The following is an 18,384-nucleotide window of genomic DNA, read 5'->3' as shown; positions in this document are numbered from 1 at the left end:
ACTGGGGAGGTGGTCCATGGGGGCGGACACGAGGCTGGGCCTGGGGATCGGCTGGCGACCGGAGTTGGCGGAGTCCATCGCGGCGTTACCCGGGATCGACTGGGTCGAGGTCGTCGCGGAGAACGTCCACGTCGACCGGCTGCCCGCCGCCCTGGAGCTGCTGCGGGCCCGGGGCACCACCATGGTGCCGCACGGTGTGAGCCTCGGCCTCGGCGGGGCCGAACGCCCCTCGCCCGCGCGGCTGGTGGCGCTCGCCTCCGTCGCGGAGCGGCTGAGGGCACCGCTGGTCACCGAGCACATCGCGTTCGTCAGGTCGGGCGGCCGGCTCACCGGAACCCCCTCCGTCGAGGCGGGCCACCTGCTGCCGGTGCCCCGCACCTTCGACGCCCTGGACGTGCTCTGCGCCAACGTGCGCATCGCGCAGGACGCGCTGCCCGTGCCGCTGGCGCTGGAGAACATCGCGGCCCTCGTCTCCTGGCCCGACGAGGAGCTGACGGAGGCGCAGTTCCTCGGCGAACTGGTCGAACGCACCGGCGTGCGGCTGCTGATCGACGTCGCCAACCTGCACACCAACCACGTCAACCGCGGCGAGGACCCCGCCGAGGCGCTGGCGGCCCTGCCGCTGGAGGCGTTGGCCTATGTCCATGTCGCCGGCGGGGTGGAACGGGACGGCGTGTGGCACGACAGCCACGCGCACCCCGTTCCGCCCCGGGTGCTTGAGGTGTTGCGCGAACTGTGCGCGCGGGTCGCGCCGCCGGGCGTGATGCTGGAGCGGGACGCGGACTTCCCCTCGACGGGCGAGCTGGCCGGGGAGCTGGCGGCGATCCGCGCGGTGGTCGACGGCGAGGCGGCGCGCCATGGCTGAGCCGTCGGAACCGCTCGCGGCGCGGCGGCGGTTGGCCGCGGCGCAGGACGCGCTGCTGGCCTCGCTGGTGGCCGGCGCGCCGCCGCCCGCCGGCTTCCACCCGGCCCGGCTGGACGTGCAGCGGCGCGCGTTGGTCGCCAAGCGTGCCGGGGTGCTGGCGAAGGTCGCGCCCGAGCTGCCGGAGATCCTCGGCGCCGCCTACCGCCCGGCCGTCGTCGCCCACGCGGCCCGGCGGCCGCTGACGGACGGCTACCGGCACGACGCGCTCGCCCTCGTCCGGGGACTGCTGGGCCCGGAGCCCGGCCTCGCGCTGGAACAGGAGACGCGCCGGCGGCTGACCCGCTGGCTGGCGCGGCAGGAGCCGCCCACCCGCCGAGCCGGCGCGCTGCGCCGGGCGGTCGGCGGCATGAGGCCGCGTGCGCGGCGGAAGGAGAGGTGGACGTGATGGTCTGGCTCGCGTTGACGATCGTCCCCGGGGTGGTGGCGCTGCTGTCCCTGGTGCAGGCGGGAATGCGGCGCTCCGGTTGCCGGCCGAGCGTGCCGGTGACGGCGAAGCCAGGGGTCGGCACGCTCGCCGAGGTGGCGTTCCTCGCCGGCGGCCCGAGCAGGGTCGTCGACACGGTGCTGGTCGCCCTCTGGGAGGACGGGCGGGTGACCTTGGAGAACGAGGAGCTGCGGGTGGTCAGGCCGGTGGCCAGGGACCCGCTGGAGCGGGCCGCCCTGGGCAGCGTCGGCGAGAGCTGGGGCGTGCCGCTGAAGCGGGTGCGGGCCGAGATCCTCACCTCCCGCGCCCTGCGGGATGTCGCCGAGGGGCTGGTGGCCAGGGGGCTGGTGGCCAGGGGGCTGGTCTATCCGCCGGAGGAGCGTGCCGCCTGGGGGCACGCGATCACCAGCGCGCGCCTGATGGGTGGCCTCGCGCTGCTCGCCTCGCCTTTCGCGCTCGCCAACGTCGACACCGGCTCTGCCGTCGGGCTGGCGAGCACGCTGCTGGGCTTCGCGCTGGGCGCGACGGCCCTGATCGGCTCCGTCGTGCTGGCGCCCCCGTCGCGCGCGCTGCCCCCGGCCGGCTACGAGGCGCTGCGTCGACTGCGCGAGGAACGGCCCCCGTTGGTCGAGAGCAAGGCCGGTATGGTCGCGCTGGGCGGTATCGCCGTGCTGGACATGGGGATGCGCCGCGTGCTGACGCACGTGGGGGTCGAGAGCGGCCAGGCGTACTCCGCCTCGTCCGCCAGCTGGTCCGCCGGCTGCGGCACGGCCGACGCCGGCTCCGGCGGCGACTCCGGCGGGGGTTCCGGCTGCGGCTCCAGCTGCGGCGGGGGCGGCGGCTGCGGGGGCGGGGGCGGGGGCGGCGGCTGAACCGACCGCCGCCCGGCCCGTCAGGCCAGCCCGGCGACCAGCTCGGCGACCGACCTGCGGCGGCCGGTGTAGAAGGGGATCTCCTCCCGCACGTGCTGCCGCGCCTTCGAGGCCCGCAGATGACGCATCAGGTCGACGATGCGGTGCAGCTCGTCGGCCTCGAAGGCCAGGATCCACTCGTAGTCGCCCAGCGAGAACGAGGCGACGGTGTTGGCCCGCACGTCGGGGAAGCCCCTGGCCATCTTGCCGTGCTCGGCGAGCATCCCGCGACGCTCCTCGTCCGGCAGCAGATACCAGTCGTAGGAACGGACGAACGGGTAGACGCACACGTAGTCGCGCGGGGTCTCGTCGGCGAGGAAGGCCGGGATGTGCGACTTGTTGAACTCCGCCGGCCGGTGCAACGCCATGTTGGACCACACCGGCTCCAGCCGCCGGCCGAGCCCGGTGCGGCGCAGCAGGTTGTACGCCCGCTGGAGCGCGTCCGACGTCGGCGCGTGCCACCAGACCAGCACGTCGGCGTCGGCCCGCAGCCCCGAGACGTCGTAGGTGCCGCGCACCACCACGTCCTCGGCGGCCAGCCGCTCGAAGAGCGCCTCCACCTCGTCGGCCAGCCCCGACCTGTCCTCGGGCAGCGCGTCCCGCAGCCGGAAGACCGACCACAGGGTGTAGCGGATGGTGTCGTTGAGCTCCTTGGCGCGCTTGCCGGTCGGCTTCTCGGGTGCGTTCGTCATGGCGCCTATTCTCCCGACTCCCCGCGCGGCCCCGTCGGCAGGGTGCGCAGCAGCTCGGCCGCCGCCTGCTCGGCGCCGCCGACGCACGCCGGCACGCCCACCCCGTCGTAGGCCGCGCCGCACAGGCCGAGCCCCGGCAGCGCCGCGAGATAGCCGCGCACCCGCGCGATCCGGGTGTCATGGCCGACGGTGTACTGCGGCAGCCCCTGCCGCCACCGGGTGACCACGCTGTCCACGGGTGCCGCGCGCAGCCCGGCCGCCTCGCCCAGGTCGTCCATCGCCACCCGCACCAGGTCGGCGTCGTCCCACGCCAGGGGCCCCTCCTCGCCGAAGCGGCCGACCGAGGTCCGCAGCACGAACAGGCCGGGGTCGGCGGCGGCGGCCCAGTCCCACTTGGCGCTGGTGAACGTCGCCGCCTTGATCGTCCGCCCCTCCACCGCCGGCACCAGGAAGCCGCTGCCGCGCGGCAGCGTGGCCAGCTCGGAGCGCCGGAAGGCCAGCGTGACGATCGCCATCGAGGCGTACTCCACCGCCCCCAACTCCCCCGCCGCCGCCGGTGCCTCGGCCGCCAGCAGCCGCGCGGCGGCCGGCGCCGGCACCGCGAGCAGCACCCCGTCGGCGACCAGCGAGCGGCCGTCCTCCAGCGCGGCGGCCCAGCCGCGCGCCGTGCGGCGCAGCCCGGTGACGCCGACCCCGGTCTCGATCACGGCCCCGCGCCCCGCGACGTTCTCCGCGACGGCGGCGGCGAGGGTCCCGACACCGCCCTCGATCCCGACGAACACCGGCGAGCGCGCGGCCTCCGGCGTGGGTGCCGGGCGCAGCGACCGGACAGCGGCCAGCAGGGAGTCGTGCGCGCGCACCGCCTCCCAGAGCCGGGGAACGGAGGCCCGCAGCGAGATGCGGTAGGCGTCCCCGGCGTAGACCCCGCCCAGCAGCGGGTCCACCAGCCGGTCCACCACCTCGGCGCCCATCCGCTCGGCGACCAGCGCGCCGATGCCGACGTCCTCGTTGACCCGCAGCGGCGGCAGCTCCGCGTCCCTGGCGATCCTGGCGAGCCCCGCGTCGGAGAGCACCCCGGCCAGCGCCGCGGCACTGTCGGGAACCCCCATCACCTGGCCGCGCGGCATCGGCCGCAGATCGCCCCTGGTCCAGATCGCCGCGCTGGTCACCGAGGGCGGGCGCAGCGCGTCCCCGAGCCCGACGGCCGTGGCCAGCGCCGTCGCCTCCGGGCGTCTGGCGAGCAGCGACTCGGCGCCCAGGTCGACCTGGACGCCGGCGATCTGTCCGGTGTGGAGTTTGCCGCCCAGACGGCGGTCCGACTCGACGACGGTCACCCGCACGCCGGCGGCCAACAGCCGATGAGCGGCGGCGAGCCCCGAGATCCCGCCGCCGACGACGATCACATGCATGGCACTACTTTCCCAGACCGCCGCGGCCGCCCGGCCCGCGAGGGTCCTTCACCCCGTCAGGGACGGGGTCGCGACCTAACGAGCCGTCCGCTCGTGCACGTAGGCCGTCAGCCGGGTCAGCGCGTCCGGGTCGGTGTCGGGAAGCACCCCGTGGCCGAGGTTGAAGACGTGGCCGGGAAGGTCCTTCGCCGCCGCCAGCACCCGGTCCGTCTGCTCCTCGACGGCGGCGGTCGGCGCGAAGAGCACCGCCGGGTCCAGGTTCCCCTGCAACGCGTACCCGGGACCGACCCGGCGGGCCGCCTCGTCCAGCGGCACCCGCCAGTCCACGCCGATCATGTCGGCGCCGGCCTCGGCCAGCAGCGGCAGCAACTCGCCCGTCCCGACGCCGAAGTGCACGCGGGGCACCCCGTGGTGCGCCACCGCGTCGAAGACCCGCTTCGAGGCCGGCAGCACCGAGCGCCGGTAGTCGGCCGGCGCCAGCGCCCCGACCCAGGAGTCGAAGAGCTGCACCGCGGAGGCGCCCGCCTCGATCTGCACGGACAGGAACGTCGAGGTGATCCCCGCCAGCCGCGTCAGCAGCGCGTCCCACAGCTCGGGGTCCCCGTACATCAGGGCCTTGGTGTGCTCGTGGTTCTTCGAGGGGCCGCCCTCGACGAGATAGCTGGCGAGCGTGAACGGCGCGCCGGCGAAGCCGATCAGCGGGGTGTCCCCCAGCTCCGCCGTGGTCAGCCGCACCGCCTCCGTCACGTAGGAGACGTCCTCCGGCGTCAGCGGGCGCAGCCGCTCCAGGTCGGCGCGGGTGCGGAACGGCTCGGCGACCACCGGGCCGACGCCCGGCCTGATGTCCAGGTCGACGCCGATCGCCTTGAGCGGCACCACGATGTCGCTGAAGTACACCGCCGCGTCGACGCCGTGCCTGCGTACCGGCTGGAGGGTGATCTCGGTGACCAACTCCGGCCGCATACAGGAGTCCAGCATCGGGATGCCCTGACGCACCTTGCGATACTCGGGCAGCGAACGGCCGGCCTGGCGCATGAACCAGACGGGGGTGTGCGGCACCGGCTCACGGCGGCACGCCTTCAGAAACACGGAGTCGGTCACAGTCACGGAAGAAGTCTCGCACGGCACACGGTTGGGCCCGCTCCCCCGGGTGTGGCTACCGGCGGCGGACCGCTCGGGCGCCTAGGGTTACCGGCCATGGCAGCGTCACGCACTCACACGGCGGAGGAGTCGGCGGAGATGAGCGACCCCGGGGCTGGGGCACCGTCCACGTTCCGACAGGCGGTGGCGGCGCTCGACGCGGTGCGCCCCAGGCCGGAGGTCACCCTCTCCCCGCTGCCCCCGCCCCGCCGCCTCGCCCCGTACGCGCACGCGATGGGCGCCTCGGTGAGCGAGGGCGGCGAGGAGCTGGCGGACGGCCGTTTCGTCCTCCTCCACGACCCGGCCGGCGACGACAGCTGGGGCGGCGAGTTCCGGGTGGTGACGCTCGCGAGGGCCGACCTGGAGCCGGACGTGGCGGGCGACCCGCTGCTGCCCGAGGTGGCCTGGTCCTGGCTGACCGAGGCGCTCTCCGCCAGGGCGTTGCCGCTTGACCTGCCCAGCGGCACGGTGACCAGGGCGGACTCGGCATTCTTCGGCGGTCTCGCGGAGCGCGAGGGCAAGGCGGAGCTGGAGCTGCGCGCCTCCTGGACCCCGGCCGACCCCGGGGACGCGGCGGGCCATCTCCTCGCCTGGTGCGGGCTGTTGGCGCAGTGCGCAGGCCTGCCGCCGGAGTCCAGCGGAGCCCCGGTGACGGCGCTGCCCCGCCGGCGCGGACCGCGGTCGAGCTGACCCGCCCCGGGGCGCCCGGGGACACGCCGGCTGTCAGGGCGGTGAAGCGGAATCACCGGTTCGTGATCATTCCCTAAAGGCGCCGGAGCTTCGTGCCGAAGAGGTCTGTGACCCTTCCATCCGGATCGCCCCGACTCCTCACCTTACGACGGGTCGGGTTCCTTCCCACACCACTTCCCGGGAGGCCCGGTGTCTGTTCTCCTTGAGCACCCCGCAAGCCTGGTCGCCTACCGCCCCAACAAGCCGACCGCCATGGTCGTCGTGGCCGACCCCCGCGTCCGTTCCACCGTGACCCGCCACCTGTGGGCTCTCGGGGTCAGGGACGTGATCGAGGCGTCGTCCGTCGCGGAGGCCCGTCCCAGAGTCGCCAACCCCCGCGACATCTGCGTCGCCGACGTCCACCTGCCCGACGGTTCGGGCCTGACCCTCCTCTCCGAGACCAGGGCCGCCGGCTGGCCCAACGGTCTGGCTCTCTCCGCCGCGGACGACATCGGCGCGGTGCGCAACGCACTCGCCGGTGGAGTCAAGGGCTACGTGGTCACCGGCACCCGTAACAACCTCGGCCCGCCCACCCGCCACGGCGCGGCGCACATCGGCGCCGCCGCCCGGATGCACCGCCGGGGGCCCGGAGCCCCCGCCCACCAGGGCGGGTTCCGCGAGCTCTCGGGCCGCGAGGTCGAGGTGCTGCGGCTGGTGGCGGAGGGCCAGTCGAACAAGGCCATCGGCGTCTCGATGGGCCTCTCGGCGCTCACCGTCAAGAGCCACCTGGCCCGGATCGCCCGCAAGCTGGGCACCGGGGACCGCGCCGGCATGGTGGCGGTCGCCCTGCGCACCGGCATCATCCACTGACCCCCGCTCTCGGCGCGCGCCCCCAGGCGTGCGCCGGGGGCGCGGGCGACACGTTGTACTCCATGAGCGCACAGTTACCCTTGACAGGTGAGCGACGCCCAACAGATCACCGAGTCAACGTCTGAAGTGCCCTCCCCCGAGGCCGCCGGCCCCGCGCCGGTCCCGCTGCTCACGCCCCGGGAGGGCGTCCCCCCGGTGATCGCCGACGAGTCCGCACTCGACGCGGTCGTCTCCGCGCTGGCCCAGGGCTCGGGCCCGCTCGCCGTGGACGCGGAGCGCGCCTCCGGCTACCGCTACGGGCAGCGCGCCTATCTGGTGCAGCTGCGGCGGGAGGGCGCCGGCACCTCGCTGATCGACCCCGTCGCCTGCCCCGACCTGACCGCGTTGGGCGAGGCCGTCTCGGACGCCGAGTGGGTTCTCCACGCGGCCACCCAGGACCTGCCCTGCCTGCGCGACATAGGTATGCGCCCCACCCGCCTCTTCGACACCGAACTGGCCGGCCGGCTCGCCGGGTTCGCCCGGGTCGGGCTCGGCGTCATGGTGGAGACCGTCCTCGGCTACAGCCTGGAGAAGGGCCACTCGGCCGTCGACTGGTCCAGCCGCCCGCTGCCCGACCCCTGGCTGCGCTACGCCGCGCTCGACGTCGAGCTGCTGGTCGACCTGCGGGACGCGCTGGAGGAGGAGCTGCGCCACCAGGGGAAGCTGGAGTGGGCGCTGGAGGAGTTCGCCGCCATCGCCGCCGCCCCGCCACCGCCGCCGCGCAAGGACCCCTGGCGCCGCACCTCGGGTGTGCACAAGGTGCGCAGGCGGCGGCAGTTGGGCGTGGTGCGCGAGCTGTGGGAGGCGCGGGACGAGACGGCCAGGCGCCGCGACCTCTCCCCGGGCAAGGTGCTCGCCGACGCGGCGATCGTCGCCGCCGCGCAGGCCATGCCGAAGGACACCAGGGCCTTGGCGGCGCTGCCCGGCTTCGGCCACCGCACCAACAGGCGCCAGCTCCAGCAGTGGCAGGCGGCGATCGACCGGGCCAGGGAGCTGCCCGAGGAGGAGCTGCCGCAGACGGCGCAGCCGCCGCAGGGCCCCCCGCCGCCGCGCGCCTGGGCGGAGCGCGACCCGGTCGCCGCCGCCCGGCTGACGGCGGCCCGCACGGCTGTCACGGCGCACGCAGAGGAGCTGCGGATGCCCCAGGAGAATCTGCTCACCCCCGAGTTGGTGCGCCGGCTGTGCTGGGAGCCGCCGGCCGACGGCGGCCCGGAGGCGGTCGGCGCCGCGCTGCGCGCGCTGGGCGCCAGGGAGTGGCAGATCGCGCAGACCTCCGGGCTGCTGGCGAAGGCCCTCTCCGAGTCCTGACCCGGCGTCCCGGGGCGGCAGCCGGGGCGGCCCTCCGCCCTCACCGACTGTGATCTGCGCCCCGCGCGGAGGGCGGCACTTGCCTGACGGTTACCCGCTAGTAGCATGGGCGCAGGATCGCAATGTCTCGGCGTGGAGAGAGAGGGCATCGTGCCGCGTACCGCTAGGGACGTCGTGTTCGTCGACGGCGTCCGTACCCCGTTCGGCAAGGCGGGTCCCAAGGGGATCTACCACGAGACCCGCGCCGACGACCTGGTCGTCAAGTGCGTACGGGAGCTGCTGCGGCGCAATCCGCAGCTCGCGCCCGAGCGGGTCGACGACGTGGCCATCGCCGCCACGACACAGATCGGCGACCAGGGGCTGACCATCGGCCGCACGGCCGCGCTGCTGGCCGGGCTGCCGCAGTCCGTGCCCGGTTACTCCATCGACCGCATGTGCGCGGGCGCGATGACGGCCGTCACCACGAGCGCCGGCGCGATCGCCTTCGGCGCCAGTGACATCGCCGTCGCCGGCGGCGTGGAGCACATGGGCCGGCACCCGATGGGCGAGGCGGTGGACCCCAACCCGCGCTTCGTCTCGGAGAAGCTGGTGGACGAGTCCGCCCTCTTCATGGGCATGACGGCGGAGAATCTGCACGACAGGTTCCCGCACCTGACCAAGGCGCGGGCCGACGAGTACGCGGTGCGCAGCCAGGAGAAGGCGGCGAAGGCCTACGCGGACGGCAAGGTCCAGCCGGACCTGGTGCCGGTCTCGGTGCGGCGCACCGAGGGCGAGGGCGAGCTGGGCTGGGGCCTGGCCACGGCGGACGAGCCGATGCGCCCGGGCACGACGCTGGAGGGCCTCGCGGCGCTCAAGACGCCGTTCCGCCCGCACGGCCGGGTCACGGCGGGGAACGCGGCGGGTCTCAACGACGGCGCCACGGCCTCGCTGCTGGCGGCCGAGGACGTCGCGACCGAGATGGGCCTGCCGGTGAAGATGCGGCTGGTCTCCTTCGCCTTCGCCGGCGTCGAGCCCGAGGTCATGGGCTTCGGCCCGATCCCCGCCACCGAGAAGGCGCTGGCCAAGGCGGGCCTGTCGATCGACGAGATCGGCCTCTTCGAGATCAACGAGGCGTTCGCCGTCCAGGTGCTGGCGCTGCTCGACCACTACGGCATCGCCGACGACGACCCCCGGGTCAACCAGTACGGCGGCGCGATCGCCTTCGGGCACCCGCTGGCCTCCTCCGGGGTGCGGCTGATGACGCAGCTGGCCCGGCAGTTCGAGGACCAGCCGCACGTCCGCTACGGACTGACCAGCATGTGCGTCGGCTTCGGCATGGGCGGCACGGTCATCTGGGAGAACCCGCACTGGGAGGGCGCGTGAGCGCGCTTTCGGCACCCCGGTCGAGCGAGAAGGCGAAGGAGTCACAGTGAGTACCGCTGAGCAGCTGCGCGGAGCGGCCGAGAGCTTCCCCGACGAGGTGGTCACCCAGGCGCACGTGCGCCACCTGGAACTGCCGCACGGCGCGGGCCGGTTCGCGCTGATCACCCTGGACAACGGCTTCGACCACAAGAAGCCCACCACCTTCGGCCCCAGGTCGCTGGCGAACCTGGACGCGGCGATCGACCAGGTGGCCGCCGAGGCGGACGCCGGTGAGATCGTCGGGGTCGGCCTGACCGGCAAGCCGTTCGTCTTCGCCGTGGGCGCCGACCTCAAGGGCGTCGAGGTCATCTCGCAGCGGGAGCAGGCGCTGGCCATCGGCTCCAGCGGGCACGCGATCTTCCGCCGGCTCGGCGGGCTCGGCGTGCCGACGTTCGCCTACTACAACGGCGCCGCCCTGGGCGGTGGCGTCGAGGTCGGGCTGCACTGCGACTACCGCACGGTCTCCGCGACGCTGGGCGCGTTCGGGCTGCCCGAGGTCTTCCTCGGCCTGCTGCCCGGCTGGGGCGGCTGCACGCTGCTGCCGAACCTGATCGGCGCGGAGCGCGCGGTCCGGGTGATCGTGGAGAACGCGCTCAACCAGAACCGGATGCTGACCGGCCCGCAGGTCTACGAGCTGGGCATCGCCGACGCCCTCTTCGAGGCGGCGGACTTCCTGGAGCAGTCGCTGCTGTGGACCTCCGCCGTGCTGCGCGGCGAGATCGAGGTCGAGCGGCAGGACCCGGACCGGGGCGAGGCCTGGGACCAGGCCGTCGCCAGGGGCCGGGAGATCGCCGACGAGAAGGTGCACGGCGCCGCCCCGGCGGCCTATCTGGCGCTGGACATCATCGCCCAGGTGCGCAACGGGGACCTGCGGGCCGGCTTCGACGCCGAGGCCCGTGCCCTGGCCGACCTGATCATGAGCGACGAACTCCGCAGCGGGCTCTACGCGTTCAACCTGGTGCAGCGCCGGGCCAAGCGCCCGGTGGGCGCGCCCGACAAGTCGCTGGCCCGCAAGGTGACCAAGGTCGGGATCGTGGGCGCGGGGCTGATGGCCTCCCAGCTGGCGCTGCTCTTCGCGCGGCGGCTCCAGGTGCCGGTGGTGCTCACCGACATCGACCAGGAGCGGGTGGACAAGGGCGTCGGCTGGGTCCACGAGCAGCTGGACATGCTGCTGCTGAAGGGCAGGCTCAACCAGGACCAGGTCAACCGTCTCAAGGCCAACGTCACCGGTTCGCTGGACAAGGCGAGCGCGTTCGCGGACGCGGACTTCGTGATCGAGGCCGTCTTCGAGGAGATGGGCGTCAAGCAGCAGGTCTTCGCCGACCTGGAGGCCGTGGTCCCGGAGCACGCCATCCTGGCCACCAACACCTCCTCGCTCTCGGTCAGTGAGATGGCCTCCGGGCTGGAGCACCCCGAGCGGGTCGTGGGCTTCCACTTCTTCAACCCGGTCGCGGTCCTGCCGCTGCTGGAGATCGTCCGGGCCGAGCGCACCGACGACGCGTCGCTGGCCACGGCGTTCGCCGTCGCCAAGGAGCTGCGGAAGTCGGCGGTGCTGGTCAAGGACGCTCCGGCGTTCGTGGTCAACCGCATCCTGACCCGGTTCATGGGCGAGGTGCTGGCCTCCATCGACGAGGGCACCCCCGTCGAGGTGGCGGACAACGCGCTGGCGCCGCTCGGGCTGCCGATGTCCCCGATGGTGCTGCTCGAGCTGGTGGGCCCGGCCGTGGCGCACCATGTGGCGGGCACGCTGCACGAGGCGTTCCCCGAGCGGTTCGGGGTCTCGGAGAACCTGGGCCGGGTGGTGGCCGCCGGCAAGCGGACGCTGTACGACCACTCGGGCGGCAAGCCGGAGTTGGACCCGGAGGTCGCGGCGCTCTTCGAGGTCGGCGACCGGGTGCTGTCGGAGGAGCAGGTGCGGACCCGCGCGCTGGACGCGATCGCCGAGGAGGTCGGGCTGATGCTCGACGAGGGCGTCGTCGCCGAGGCGCAGGACATCGACCTGTGCCTGATCACCGGCGCCGGCTGGCCGTTCCACCTGGGCGGGGTCACCCCCTACCTGGACCGGGCCGGGGTCTCCCAGCGGGTGCTGGGGCGCCGGCTGCTGGCTCCGGGGGTGGCGAGCCTGCCCGAGTAGAGTCCGTGGCGTGACGGACGGAGAGACGGAGCGCGCGGCGCCCGATCCGGTGGCCCCGGGTCGGGCGCCGCTGCTGTTGGTGGACGGGGCCAACGTGGTGGGCTCGGTGCCCGACGGCTGGTGGCGCGACCGGCGGGGCGCCGCCGAGCGGCTGCGGGACCGGCTGGCGGGCCGGGCCGGGGACGAGGAGTTGGTGCTCGTGGTGGAGGGCGCGGCGCGCGGGGTGGCCTCCGTCGCTGGGGTGCGGGTGGTCTCGTCGCCGGGCAGTGGCGACGAGACGGTGGTGGACCTGGTGCGGAGCGAGGGGAAGGGCAGGGACTGCCGGGTGGTCACCGCCGACAGGGGCCTCCGGGAACGGGTGAAAGCCCTGGGCGCCGGGGTCATGAGACCCCGTCAGCTCCTCGCCGAAGTTTCACCTGACGAGCCATAAGTTTTCACTGGGTCACCGGTATGTTCTCTGACACGCCACCGCGGGGAAGCGGTGACTCGAGTGAACAGGGAGCGCACACGTTGAGCACCATGATTTTCGTGAACCTGTCGGTGAAGGACCTGGACCGGTCCAAGAAGTTCTTCTCCGAGCTGGGCTACTCCTTCAAGCCGCAGTTCTCCGACGAGAACTCGGCCTGCCTGGTCATCAGTGACACGATCTACGCGATGCTGCTGACCGAGGAGTCCTTCGCGGCCCTCACCAAGAAGCAGATCGCCGACACCTCCACCCACCAGGAGACCCTGATCGGGCTCAGCGCGGACAGCAGGCAGGCCGTGGACGAGCTGGTCGACCGCGCCCTGGCTGCGGGCGGCACCCCGGCCGGCGAGACTGTCGACACGGAGACGATGTACGACCGCAGCTTCCGCGACCTGGACGGCCACCACTGGGAGATCACCTGGATCGACCCGGCGGCCGCGCAGGGCTGACGTTCCCCGAAGACCGCCCGCCCCGGGAAACGGGGGGGCAGGGGGGGAAGTACTCCGGTAGGGCGGCCCGTTCGGGGGTCGCCCTCCTTCCGTCTCCGCTCCCCCCCGGCGCGCTGGCCGGCCGGCTTCAGTCGCTGCCCAGGCTTGCCGGGTCGAGCCGGCCCTCCATGCGGGCGACAAAGCCCGTGACCTGGCGCGCGATGTCGGGCCCCGTCAGACCGATCTCGGCGAGCACCTCGGCTCGACTGGCGTGGTCGAGGAAACGGTCGGGAACGCCGAAGTCGCGCAGCGGCACCTCCACGTCGGCGTCGCGCAGCGCCTGTGCGATCGCCGAACCGACGCCGCCGGCACGGCAGTTGTCCTCCACCGTGACGACCATGCGGTGCCTGGCCGCCAGCGCGGGCAGCTCCGGGTCGACCGGCTTGACCCAGCGGGGGTCGACGACGGTGGTGCTGATCCCCTGGCGGTCCAGCAGGGTCGCCGCCTCCAGGCAGACCGGGGCCAGGGCCCCGACCGAGACCAGCAGCACGTCGGGCCGGTCGCTCTCGGCCTCGCGCAGCACGTCCATCCCGCCGATCCGGCCGACGGCCGGCACCGGCGTCCCGACCTTGCCCTTGGAGTAACGGACCACCGTCGGCGCGTCCTCGACCTCGACGGCCTCCCGCAGCTGCGCGCGCAGCTGGTCGGCGTCGCGTGGGGCGGCCAGCCGCAGACCGGGGACGACCTGGAGGATCGACATGTCCCACATCCCGTGGTGGGAGGCGCCGTCGGGCCCGGTGATCCCCGCGCGGTCCAGCACGAACGTCACGCCGCAGCGGTGCAGCGCCACGTCCATCAGCAGCTGGTCGAAGGCGCGGTTGAGGAACGTGGCGTAGACGGCGAAGACCGGGTGGAGCCCGCCGGTGGCGAGCCCGGCGGCCGAGACCGCGCCGTGCTGCTCGGCGATGCCGACGTCGAAGACCCGCTCCGGGAACTCCTCGGCGAAGCGCTTGAGCCCGACCGGCCGCAGCATGGCGGCGGTGATGGCGACGACGTCGGGCCGCTCGCGCCCGATCCGCACGATCTCGTCGCCGAAGACGGAGGTCCAGTCGGCGCCCGAGGCGCTGACCGGCAGGCCGGTGTCGGGGTGGATCACACCCACCGCGTGGAACTGGTCGGCCTGGTCGTCCCTGGCCGGCTGGTAGCCGCGGCCCTTCTCGGTGAGGCAGTGCACGATCACCGGGCCGCCGAAGCGCTTGGCGCGCAGGAGCGCGGACTCCAGGGCCTGGATGTCGTGGCCGTCGATGGGACCCAGATACTTGATGCCGAGGTCCTCGAACATGCCCTGCGGGGCGATGACGTCCTTCAGCCCCTTCTTCGCGCCGTGCAGCGTGCCGTAGAGCTGCCGGCCGACCACGGGGGTGCGGTTGAGCACCTGCCGGCCGCGCTCCAGCCAGCGCTCGTAGCCGTCGGTGGTGCGCAGGGTGGCGAGGTGGTTGGCGAGGCCGCCGATGGTGGGCGCGTAGGAGCGCTCGTTGTCGTTGACGACGATCACCAGGGGGCGGTCCTTGGCGCCCGCGATGTTGTTCAGCGCCTCCCATGCCATGCCGCCGGTGAGGGCGCCGTCGCCGGTGACGGCGACCACGTGCCGGTCGACGCCGCGGAGTTGGTTGGCCTTGGCCAGGCCGTCGGCCCAGCCGAGGACGGTGGAGGCGTGGCTGTTCTCGATGACGTCGTGCTCGGACTCCCGGCGCGAGGGATAGCCGGAGAGGCCGTCCCTGGTGCGCAGCCCGGAGAAGTCCTGGCGGCCGGTGAGCAGCTTGTGCACGTAGGACTGGTGGCCCGTGTCCCACAGCACGCGGTCGGCCGGCGACTCGAAGACCCGGTGCAGGGCGATGGTCAGCTCGACCACTCCGAGGTTGGGGCCGAGGTGTCCGCCGGTCTTGGAGACCTCCTGGATCAGGAAGGCGCGAATCTCGCCGGCCAGCTCGACCAGCTCCTCGGGGGTCAGCCCGTCCAGGTCACGTGGTCCCGAGACACCGGTCAGCAACGACACCGTTCCTCCTCGTTTCTGGGCGCTCCCCCATCACCCGGAGAGTCTAGTGCGCCGCCTGCCCGATGGAGTTCTCAGGATGCGAGATGGGTCACCCGGGTCCGCGCGGACCCGGGTGACCTGCCCCTCGCCTGAACAGGACCTATGTTCGACCCGCTGTGCGTTGGGTGCGCCGGGAGATCGAGTCGAGGACGACGGCGACCAGCAGCACGGCACCGGTGATCATGTACTGGATCTCGCTGGCCATGCCCATCAGGTTCAGGCCCGTGGTGATGGACTGGATGACGAGGGTGCCCAGCAGCGCCGACCAGATCCAGCCGCGCCCGCCGAAGAGGCTGGTGCCGCCGATGACGGCGGCGGCGATGACGTTCATCAGCAGGTTGCCGGAGCCCAGGCTCTTCGAGGCGCCGCCGGCCTGCGCGGCGTAGAAGAGGCCGCCGAGCGCGGCGAGCGCGCTGGCGAGGGTGAAGACGGTCAGCCGGACCCGTTCCACGTTGATGCCGGCGCGGCGGGCCGCTTCGGCGTTGCCGCCGACGGCGAAGATCTGCCGGCCGTAGGTGGTGCGACGGATCATGAAGTCGGCGGCCAGCAGGATCACGAGGAAGATCACCAGCGCCAACGGCAGGCCGCGGTGCTGGTTGAGGGTGTACGCGGTGATGAACGCGGCCACCGCGACCAGGCCGACCCGCAGGATGATCTCGCTCAGCGGCCGGGTGGGCAGCCCCGCCCGCTCGCGCCTGCGCTCCTGGAAGAGCAGCGCCCCCAGGTAGCCGAGGCTGAGCACGGCGGCCAGCCCGTAGGCGGCGGAGATGTCGGAGAAGTAGAAGTTGTTGAAGTCCCGCACCAGGCTGTCGCGGGGGACGTTGATGGTGCCCTCGTCGCCCATCACCCAGATCTGGAGCCCGCTCCAGCCGAGGAAGCCGGCGAGGGTCACCACGAAGGCGGGCACCCCGATCTTGGCGAAGAAGAACCCGTGCAGGGTGCCGACGGCCGCGCCGGCCAGGATCGCCAGGACGATGGCGAGCAGGTCGTTGACCCCGTGGCTGACGGAGAGCACCGCCCAGACCGCCGCCGAGAGGCCGGCCATGGAGCCGACCGACAGGTCGATCTCGCCGAGCAGCAGCACCAGCACGATGCCGACGGCCATGATGCCGGGGCCGGCGATGTAGACGGAGATGTTGCTGATGTTGCGCGGCGAGAGGAACGTGCCGGTCTGGGACTCGAAGACCACCGCGATGATGATCATGCCGACGATGACCGGGATCGACCCCAGCTCGCCGCCGGTGATCCGGCGCCGGAAGTCCTCCAGGTAGCCGGCCAGTCCCCGCTCCCGCACCAACAGGCGGGGGTCGGGCGCGAGTTTGTCGCTCATCGGGTTTCCTCCCCCGCGCCCTCGGCGTCGGTGTTCTGCTCGGGCTCGGCCTCGGAACCTTGCTGGTCCCTGCGGAGGCTGCGGCGGGTGACCGCGTTGTCGGTGGCCCCGGTGATGGCGGCGATGATCTCCTCGCCGCTGGTCTCGGCGGCCGGGAAGACGCCGTTGTTGCGTCCCAGGCGCAGCACGGCGACGTCGTCGGCGACGGCGCGGACGTCGGCCACGTTGTGGCTGATGAGGATGACGCCGAGGCCCCGGTCGCGCAGCCGCTCCACCAGGTCGAGCACCTGGGCGGTCTGCTCGACGCCGAGCGCGGCCGTCGGCTCGTCGAGGATGACCACCTCGGGCGAGCCGACCAGGGCGCGGGCGATGGCGACGACCTGGCGCTGCCCGCCGGAGAGCGAGGCGACGGGGATGCGCACGCTGGGGATGCGGATGGAGAGCGTGTCCAGCAGTTCGCGGGCCTCGCGTTCCATCGCGACCTGGTCGAGGATGTGCGCGGTGCGCAGCTCGCGGCCGAGGAAGAGGTTGGCGACCACGTCGAGGTTGTCGCACAGGGCGAGGTCCTGGTAGACGGTGGCGATGCCGAGCTCCTGGGCGTCGTGGGGCTTGGAGATCCGCACCTCCCGCCCCTTCCAGGAGATGCTGCCGGCGTCGATCGGGTGGACCCCGGCGATGGTCTTGATGAGGGTGGACTTGCCGGCGCCGTTGTCGCCCACGAGGGCGGTCACGCGGCCGGGACGGATCTCCAGGTCGACGTCGGTCAGTGCCTGCACGGCACCGAACCGCTTGGAGACGCCGTGCAACGCCAGAACGGGTGCGGCGGTCATGCGTGGGGTCAGCTCCTTGCGCTGCGTCGGCCGGCCCCGCCCCGGGACGGTGGTGGGGCGGGGCGGGGTCCGAACGGTGCGACGGTCAGCCGAGGCCGGCTTCCTGGCAGGCGTCGGCGAACTCGGCGGTGCAGATGTCGGCGGGGGCGTAGAACTCGTCCGCGATCACGGTGTCCTCGATGGTGTCCAGGGTCACCGGGACGGGCTCCAGCAGGGTGGACGGGATGCCGTCGTTGGTCGGGCTGTCCGCGCTGTCGGGCGTGAGCTCGGCGAAGTCCTCGCCGCGCAGCAGGCGGACGGCGATCTCGGCGGTGATCTCGGCCTCGGGCTGGAGCGCCTTGTAGATCGTGAAGGTCTGCACGCCGGTGACGATCCGCTGGAGGCCCGCGAGTTCGGCGTCCTGGCCGCCCACCGGGACGTCGTTGATGCCGGCGGCCTCCAGGGCGTTGATCACGCCGGCGCCCATGCCGTCGTTGGCGACGTAGACCGCGTCGAAGCCGTCGGCGCCGAGCGAGTCGATGGCGGCGTTCATCTCCTCGTTGGCCAGCGCGGCGTCCCAGCCGTCGATGTCCTGGGAGAAGACGATCTCGGCGGTGCCCTCCAGGACGGACTCGGCGCCTGACTTGAACTGGGCGGCGTTGGGGTCCGTGGGCGAACCGTTGATCATGACGACGCGGGAGCCCTCGGCCTCGTCACCCAGGGCGTCGAGCAGGGCCTGGCCCTGGAGTTCGCCGACGCGCTCGTTGTCGTAGGAGACGTAGGCGTCGATCGGGCCCTCGGCCAGGCGATCGTAGGCGACGACGGGCACGCCCTCGGCCTCGGCCTCCTCGACCCAGGTGGCGGTCGTCGAGGCGTCCACCGCGTCCAGGATGATCACGTCGACGCCGTCGGTGAGCATCGCGTCGAACTGCTGCTTCTGGAGGTTGGCGTCCTCGCTGGCGTTGTTGTACTGGACCGTGCAGTCCGGGCACAGCTCGCCGATCTTGCCCTCGATGAAGGGCCGGTCGAAGGACTCGTACCGGGTGGTGCGGTCCTCGGGGAGCAGGAGGCCGATGGTCCCGCCACCGTCCCCGCCGCCGCCCTCGTTGTCGTCGTCGTCGCCACCGCCGGCCTCCCCGCAGGCGGTGAGCGCCAGGGCCAGGGACAGGGACGCGACGCCGACGCCGGCAAGTCGCTTGTGTTGACGCATCGTTCCTCAAGCCTCCCGCTCGGGCCGCGACTTGGCGGCCATATCGGTCCGGGGAGAGCTAACTCCGGCGTCTTGTTGTCGTCAATACATAAATCCAGCTTCAACCAAATCGAGATCTTCTCTC

At 73.1% G+C, this 18,384-nt stretch carries 15 protein-coding genes and 1 pseudogene; 9 read left to right on the top strand and 7 right to left on the bottom strand.

Features of this window, described 5'->3' with window-relative positions:
* Positions 1-16: 16 nt before the first annotated feature.
* A pseudogene (locus CRP51_RS18345) lies at positions 17-1,310 on the top strand (MbnB/TglH/ChrH family RiPP precursor modification enzyme).
* Complete coding sequence (locus CRP51_RS18340; protein WP_245880675.1) at positions 1,310-2,221, top strand: TIGR04222 domain-containing membrane protein; 912 nt, start codon at positions 1,310-1,312, stop codon at positions 2,219-2,221. The pseudogene CRP51_RS18345 and the gene CRP51_RS18340 overlap by 1 nt, the downstream one beginning before the upstream one ends.
* Before the next feature lie 20 nt (positions 2,222-2,241).
* On the opposite strand, the gene hemQ is transcribed toward CRP51_RS18340, so the two are convergent.
* The 3 genes from hemQ to hemE all read right to left on the bottom strand — a co-directional run bounded on the left by hemQ (position 2,242) and on the right by hemE (position 5,489).
* Positions 2,242-2,952 (bottom strand): hydrogen peroxide-dependent heme synthase, encoded by a 711-nt coding sequence (gene hemQ / locus CRP51_RS18335; protein WP_097232332.1) that lies wholly within the window; start codon positions 2,950-2,952, stop codon positions 2,242-2,244.
* Between the two features lie 5 nt (positions 2,953-2,957).
* Positions 2,958-4,361: a protoporphyrinogen oxidase gene (gene hemG / locus CRP51_RS18330; RefSeq protein ID WP_097232331.1), complete on the bottom strand. Its 1,404-nt coding sequence runs from the start codon at positions 4,359-4,361 to the stop codon at positions 2,958-2,960.
* 75 nt (positions 4,362-4,436) lie between these two features.
* Positions 4,437-5,489: a uroporphyrinogen decarboxylase gene (gene hemE, locus CRP51_RS18325; protein WP_097232330.1), complete on the bottom strand. Its 1,053-nt coding sequence runs from the start codon at positions 5,487-5,489 to the stop codon at positions 4,437-4,439.
* 69 nt (positions 5,490-5,558) lie between these two features.
* Here hemE and CRP51_RS18320 point away from each other — a divergent pair, with 69 nt between their 5' ends.
* From CRP51_RS18320 to CRP51_RS18290, 7 genes are all read left to right on the top strand, one after another.
* Entirely contained in the window at positions 5,559-6,191 is a 633-nt protein-coding gene (locus CRP51_RS18320) for a DUF3000 domain-containing protein (protein ID WP_439333186.1), read from the top strand.
* A gap of 189 nt (positions 6,192-6,380) precedes the next feature.
* The gene (locus CRP51_RS18315) at positions 6,381-7,040 is read left to right on the top strand and encodes a response regulator transcription factor (RefSeq protein WP_097232328.1); all 660 of its coding nucleotides are present in this window, start codon (positions 6,381-6,383) and stop codon (positions 7,038-7,040) included.
* Between the two features lie 87 nt (positions 7,041-7,127).
* A complete protein-coding gene (locus CRP51_RS18310; protein WP_097232327.1) occupies positions 7,128-8,387 on the top strand; it encodes an HRDC domain-containing protein in 1,260 nt (419 codons plus the stop codon).
* Between the two features lie 150 nt (positions 8,388-8,537).
* Positions 8,538-9,749 (top strand): thiolase family protein, encoded by a 1,212-nt coding sequence (locus CRP51_RS18305; protein ID WP_097232455.1) that lies wholly within the window; start codon positions 8,538-8,540, stop codon positions 9,747-9,749.
* Between the two features lie 46 nt (positions 9,750-9,795).
* Positions 9,796-11,922, top strand: a complete 2,127-nt coding sequence (locus CRP51_RS18300; protein WP_097232326.1) for a 3-hydroxyacyl-CoA dehydrogenase NAD-binding domain-containing protein — start codon at positions 9,796-9,798, stop codon at positions 11,920-11,922.
* Between the two features lie 10 nt (positions 11,923-11,932).
* On the top strand, positions 11,933-12,352 hold the full coding sequence (locus CRP51_RS18295; protein ID WP_245880661.1) for a PIN domain-containing protein: 420 nt from the start codon (positions 11,933-11,935) through the stop codon (positions 12,350-12,352).
* Between the two features lie 89 nt (positions 12,353-12,441).
* Complete coding sequence (locus tag CRP51_RS18290; protein ID WP_097232325.1) at positions 12,442-12,837, top strand: VOC family protein; 396 nt, start codon at positions 12,442-12,444, stop codon at positions 12,835-12,837.
* 127 nt (positions 12,838-12,964) lie between these two features.
* Here the strand turns inward: CRP51_RS18290 and dxs are convergent, their stop codons facing one another.
* The 4 genes from dxs to CRP51_RS18270 all read right to left on the bottom strand — a co-directional run bounded on the left by dxs (position 12,965) and on the right by CRP51_RS18270 (position 18,260).
* A complete protein-coding gene (gene dxs / locus CRP51_RS18285; RefSeq protein ID WP_097232324.1) occupies positions 12,965-14,872 on the bottom strand; it encodes a 1-deoxy-D-xylulose-5-phosphate synthase in 1,908 nt (635 codons plus the stop codon).
* Between the two features lie 139 nt (positions 14,873-15,011).
* On the bottom strand, positions 15,012-16,241 hold the full coding sequence (locus tag CRP51_RS18280) for a sugar ABC transporter permease (protein WP_097232323.1): 1,230 nt from the start codon (positions 16,239-16,241) through the stop codon (positions 15,012-15,014).
* Complete coding sequence (locus CRP51_RS18275; protein ID WP_097232322.1) at positions 16,238-17,071, bottom strand: ATP-binding cassette domain-containing protein; 834 nt, start codon at positions 17,069-17,071, stop codon at positions 16,238-16,240. Before CRP51_RS18275 ends, CRP51_RS18280 begins: the two co-directional genes overlap by 4 nt.
* Positions 17,072-17,156: 85 nt before the next feature.
* The gene (locus tag CRP51_RS18270) at positions 17,157-18,260 is read right to left on the bottom strand and encodes a substrate-binding domain-containing protein (protein ID WP_097232321.1); all 1,104 of its coding nucleotides are present in this window, start codon (positions 18,258-18,260) and stop codon (positions 17,157-17,159) included.
* Positions 18,261-18,384: the final 124 nt, after the last annotated feature.

Origin of the sequence: Streptomyces zhaozhouensis (assembly GCF_900230195.1) — a bacterium.
GTDB classification, from domain to species: Bacteria; Actinomycetota; Actinomycetes; order Streptomycetales; family Streptomycetaceae; genus Streptomyces; species Streptomyces zhaozhouensis.
This window is presented reverse-complemented; position numbering and strand designations above follow the sequence as displayed.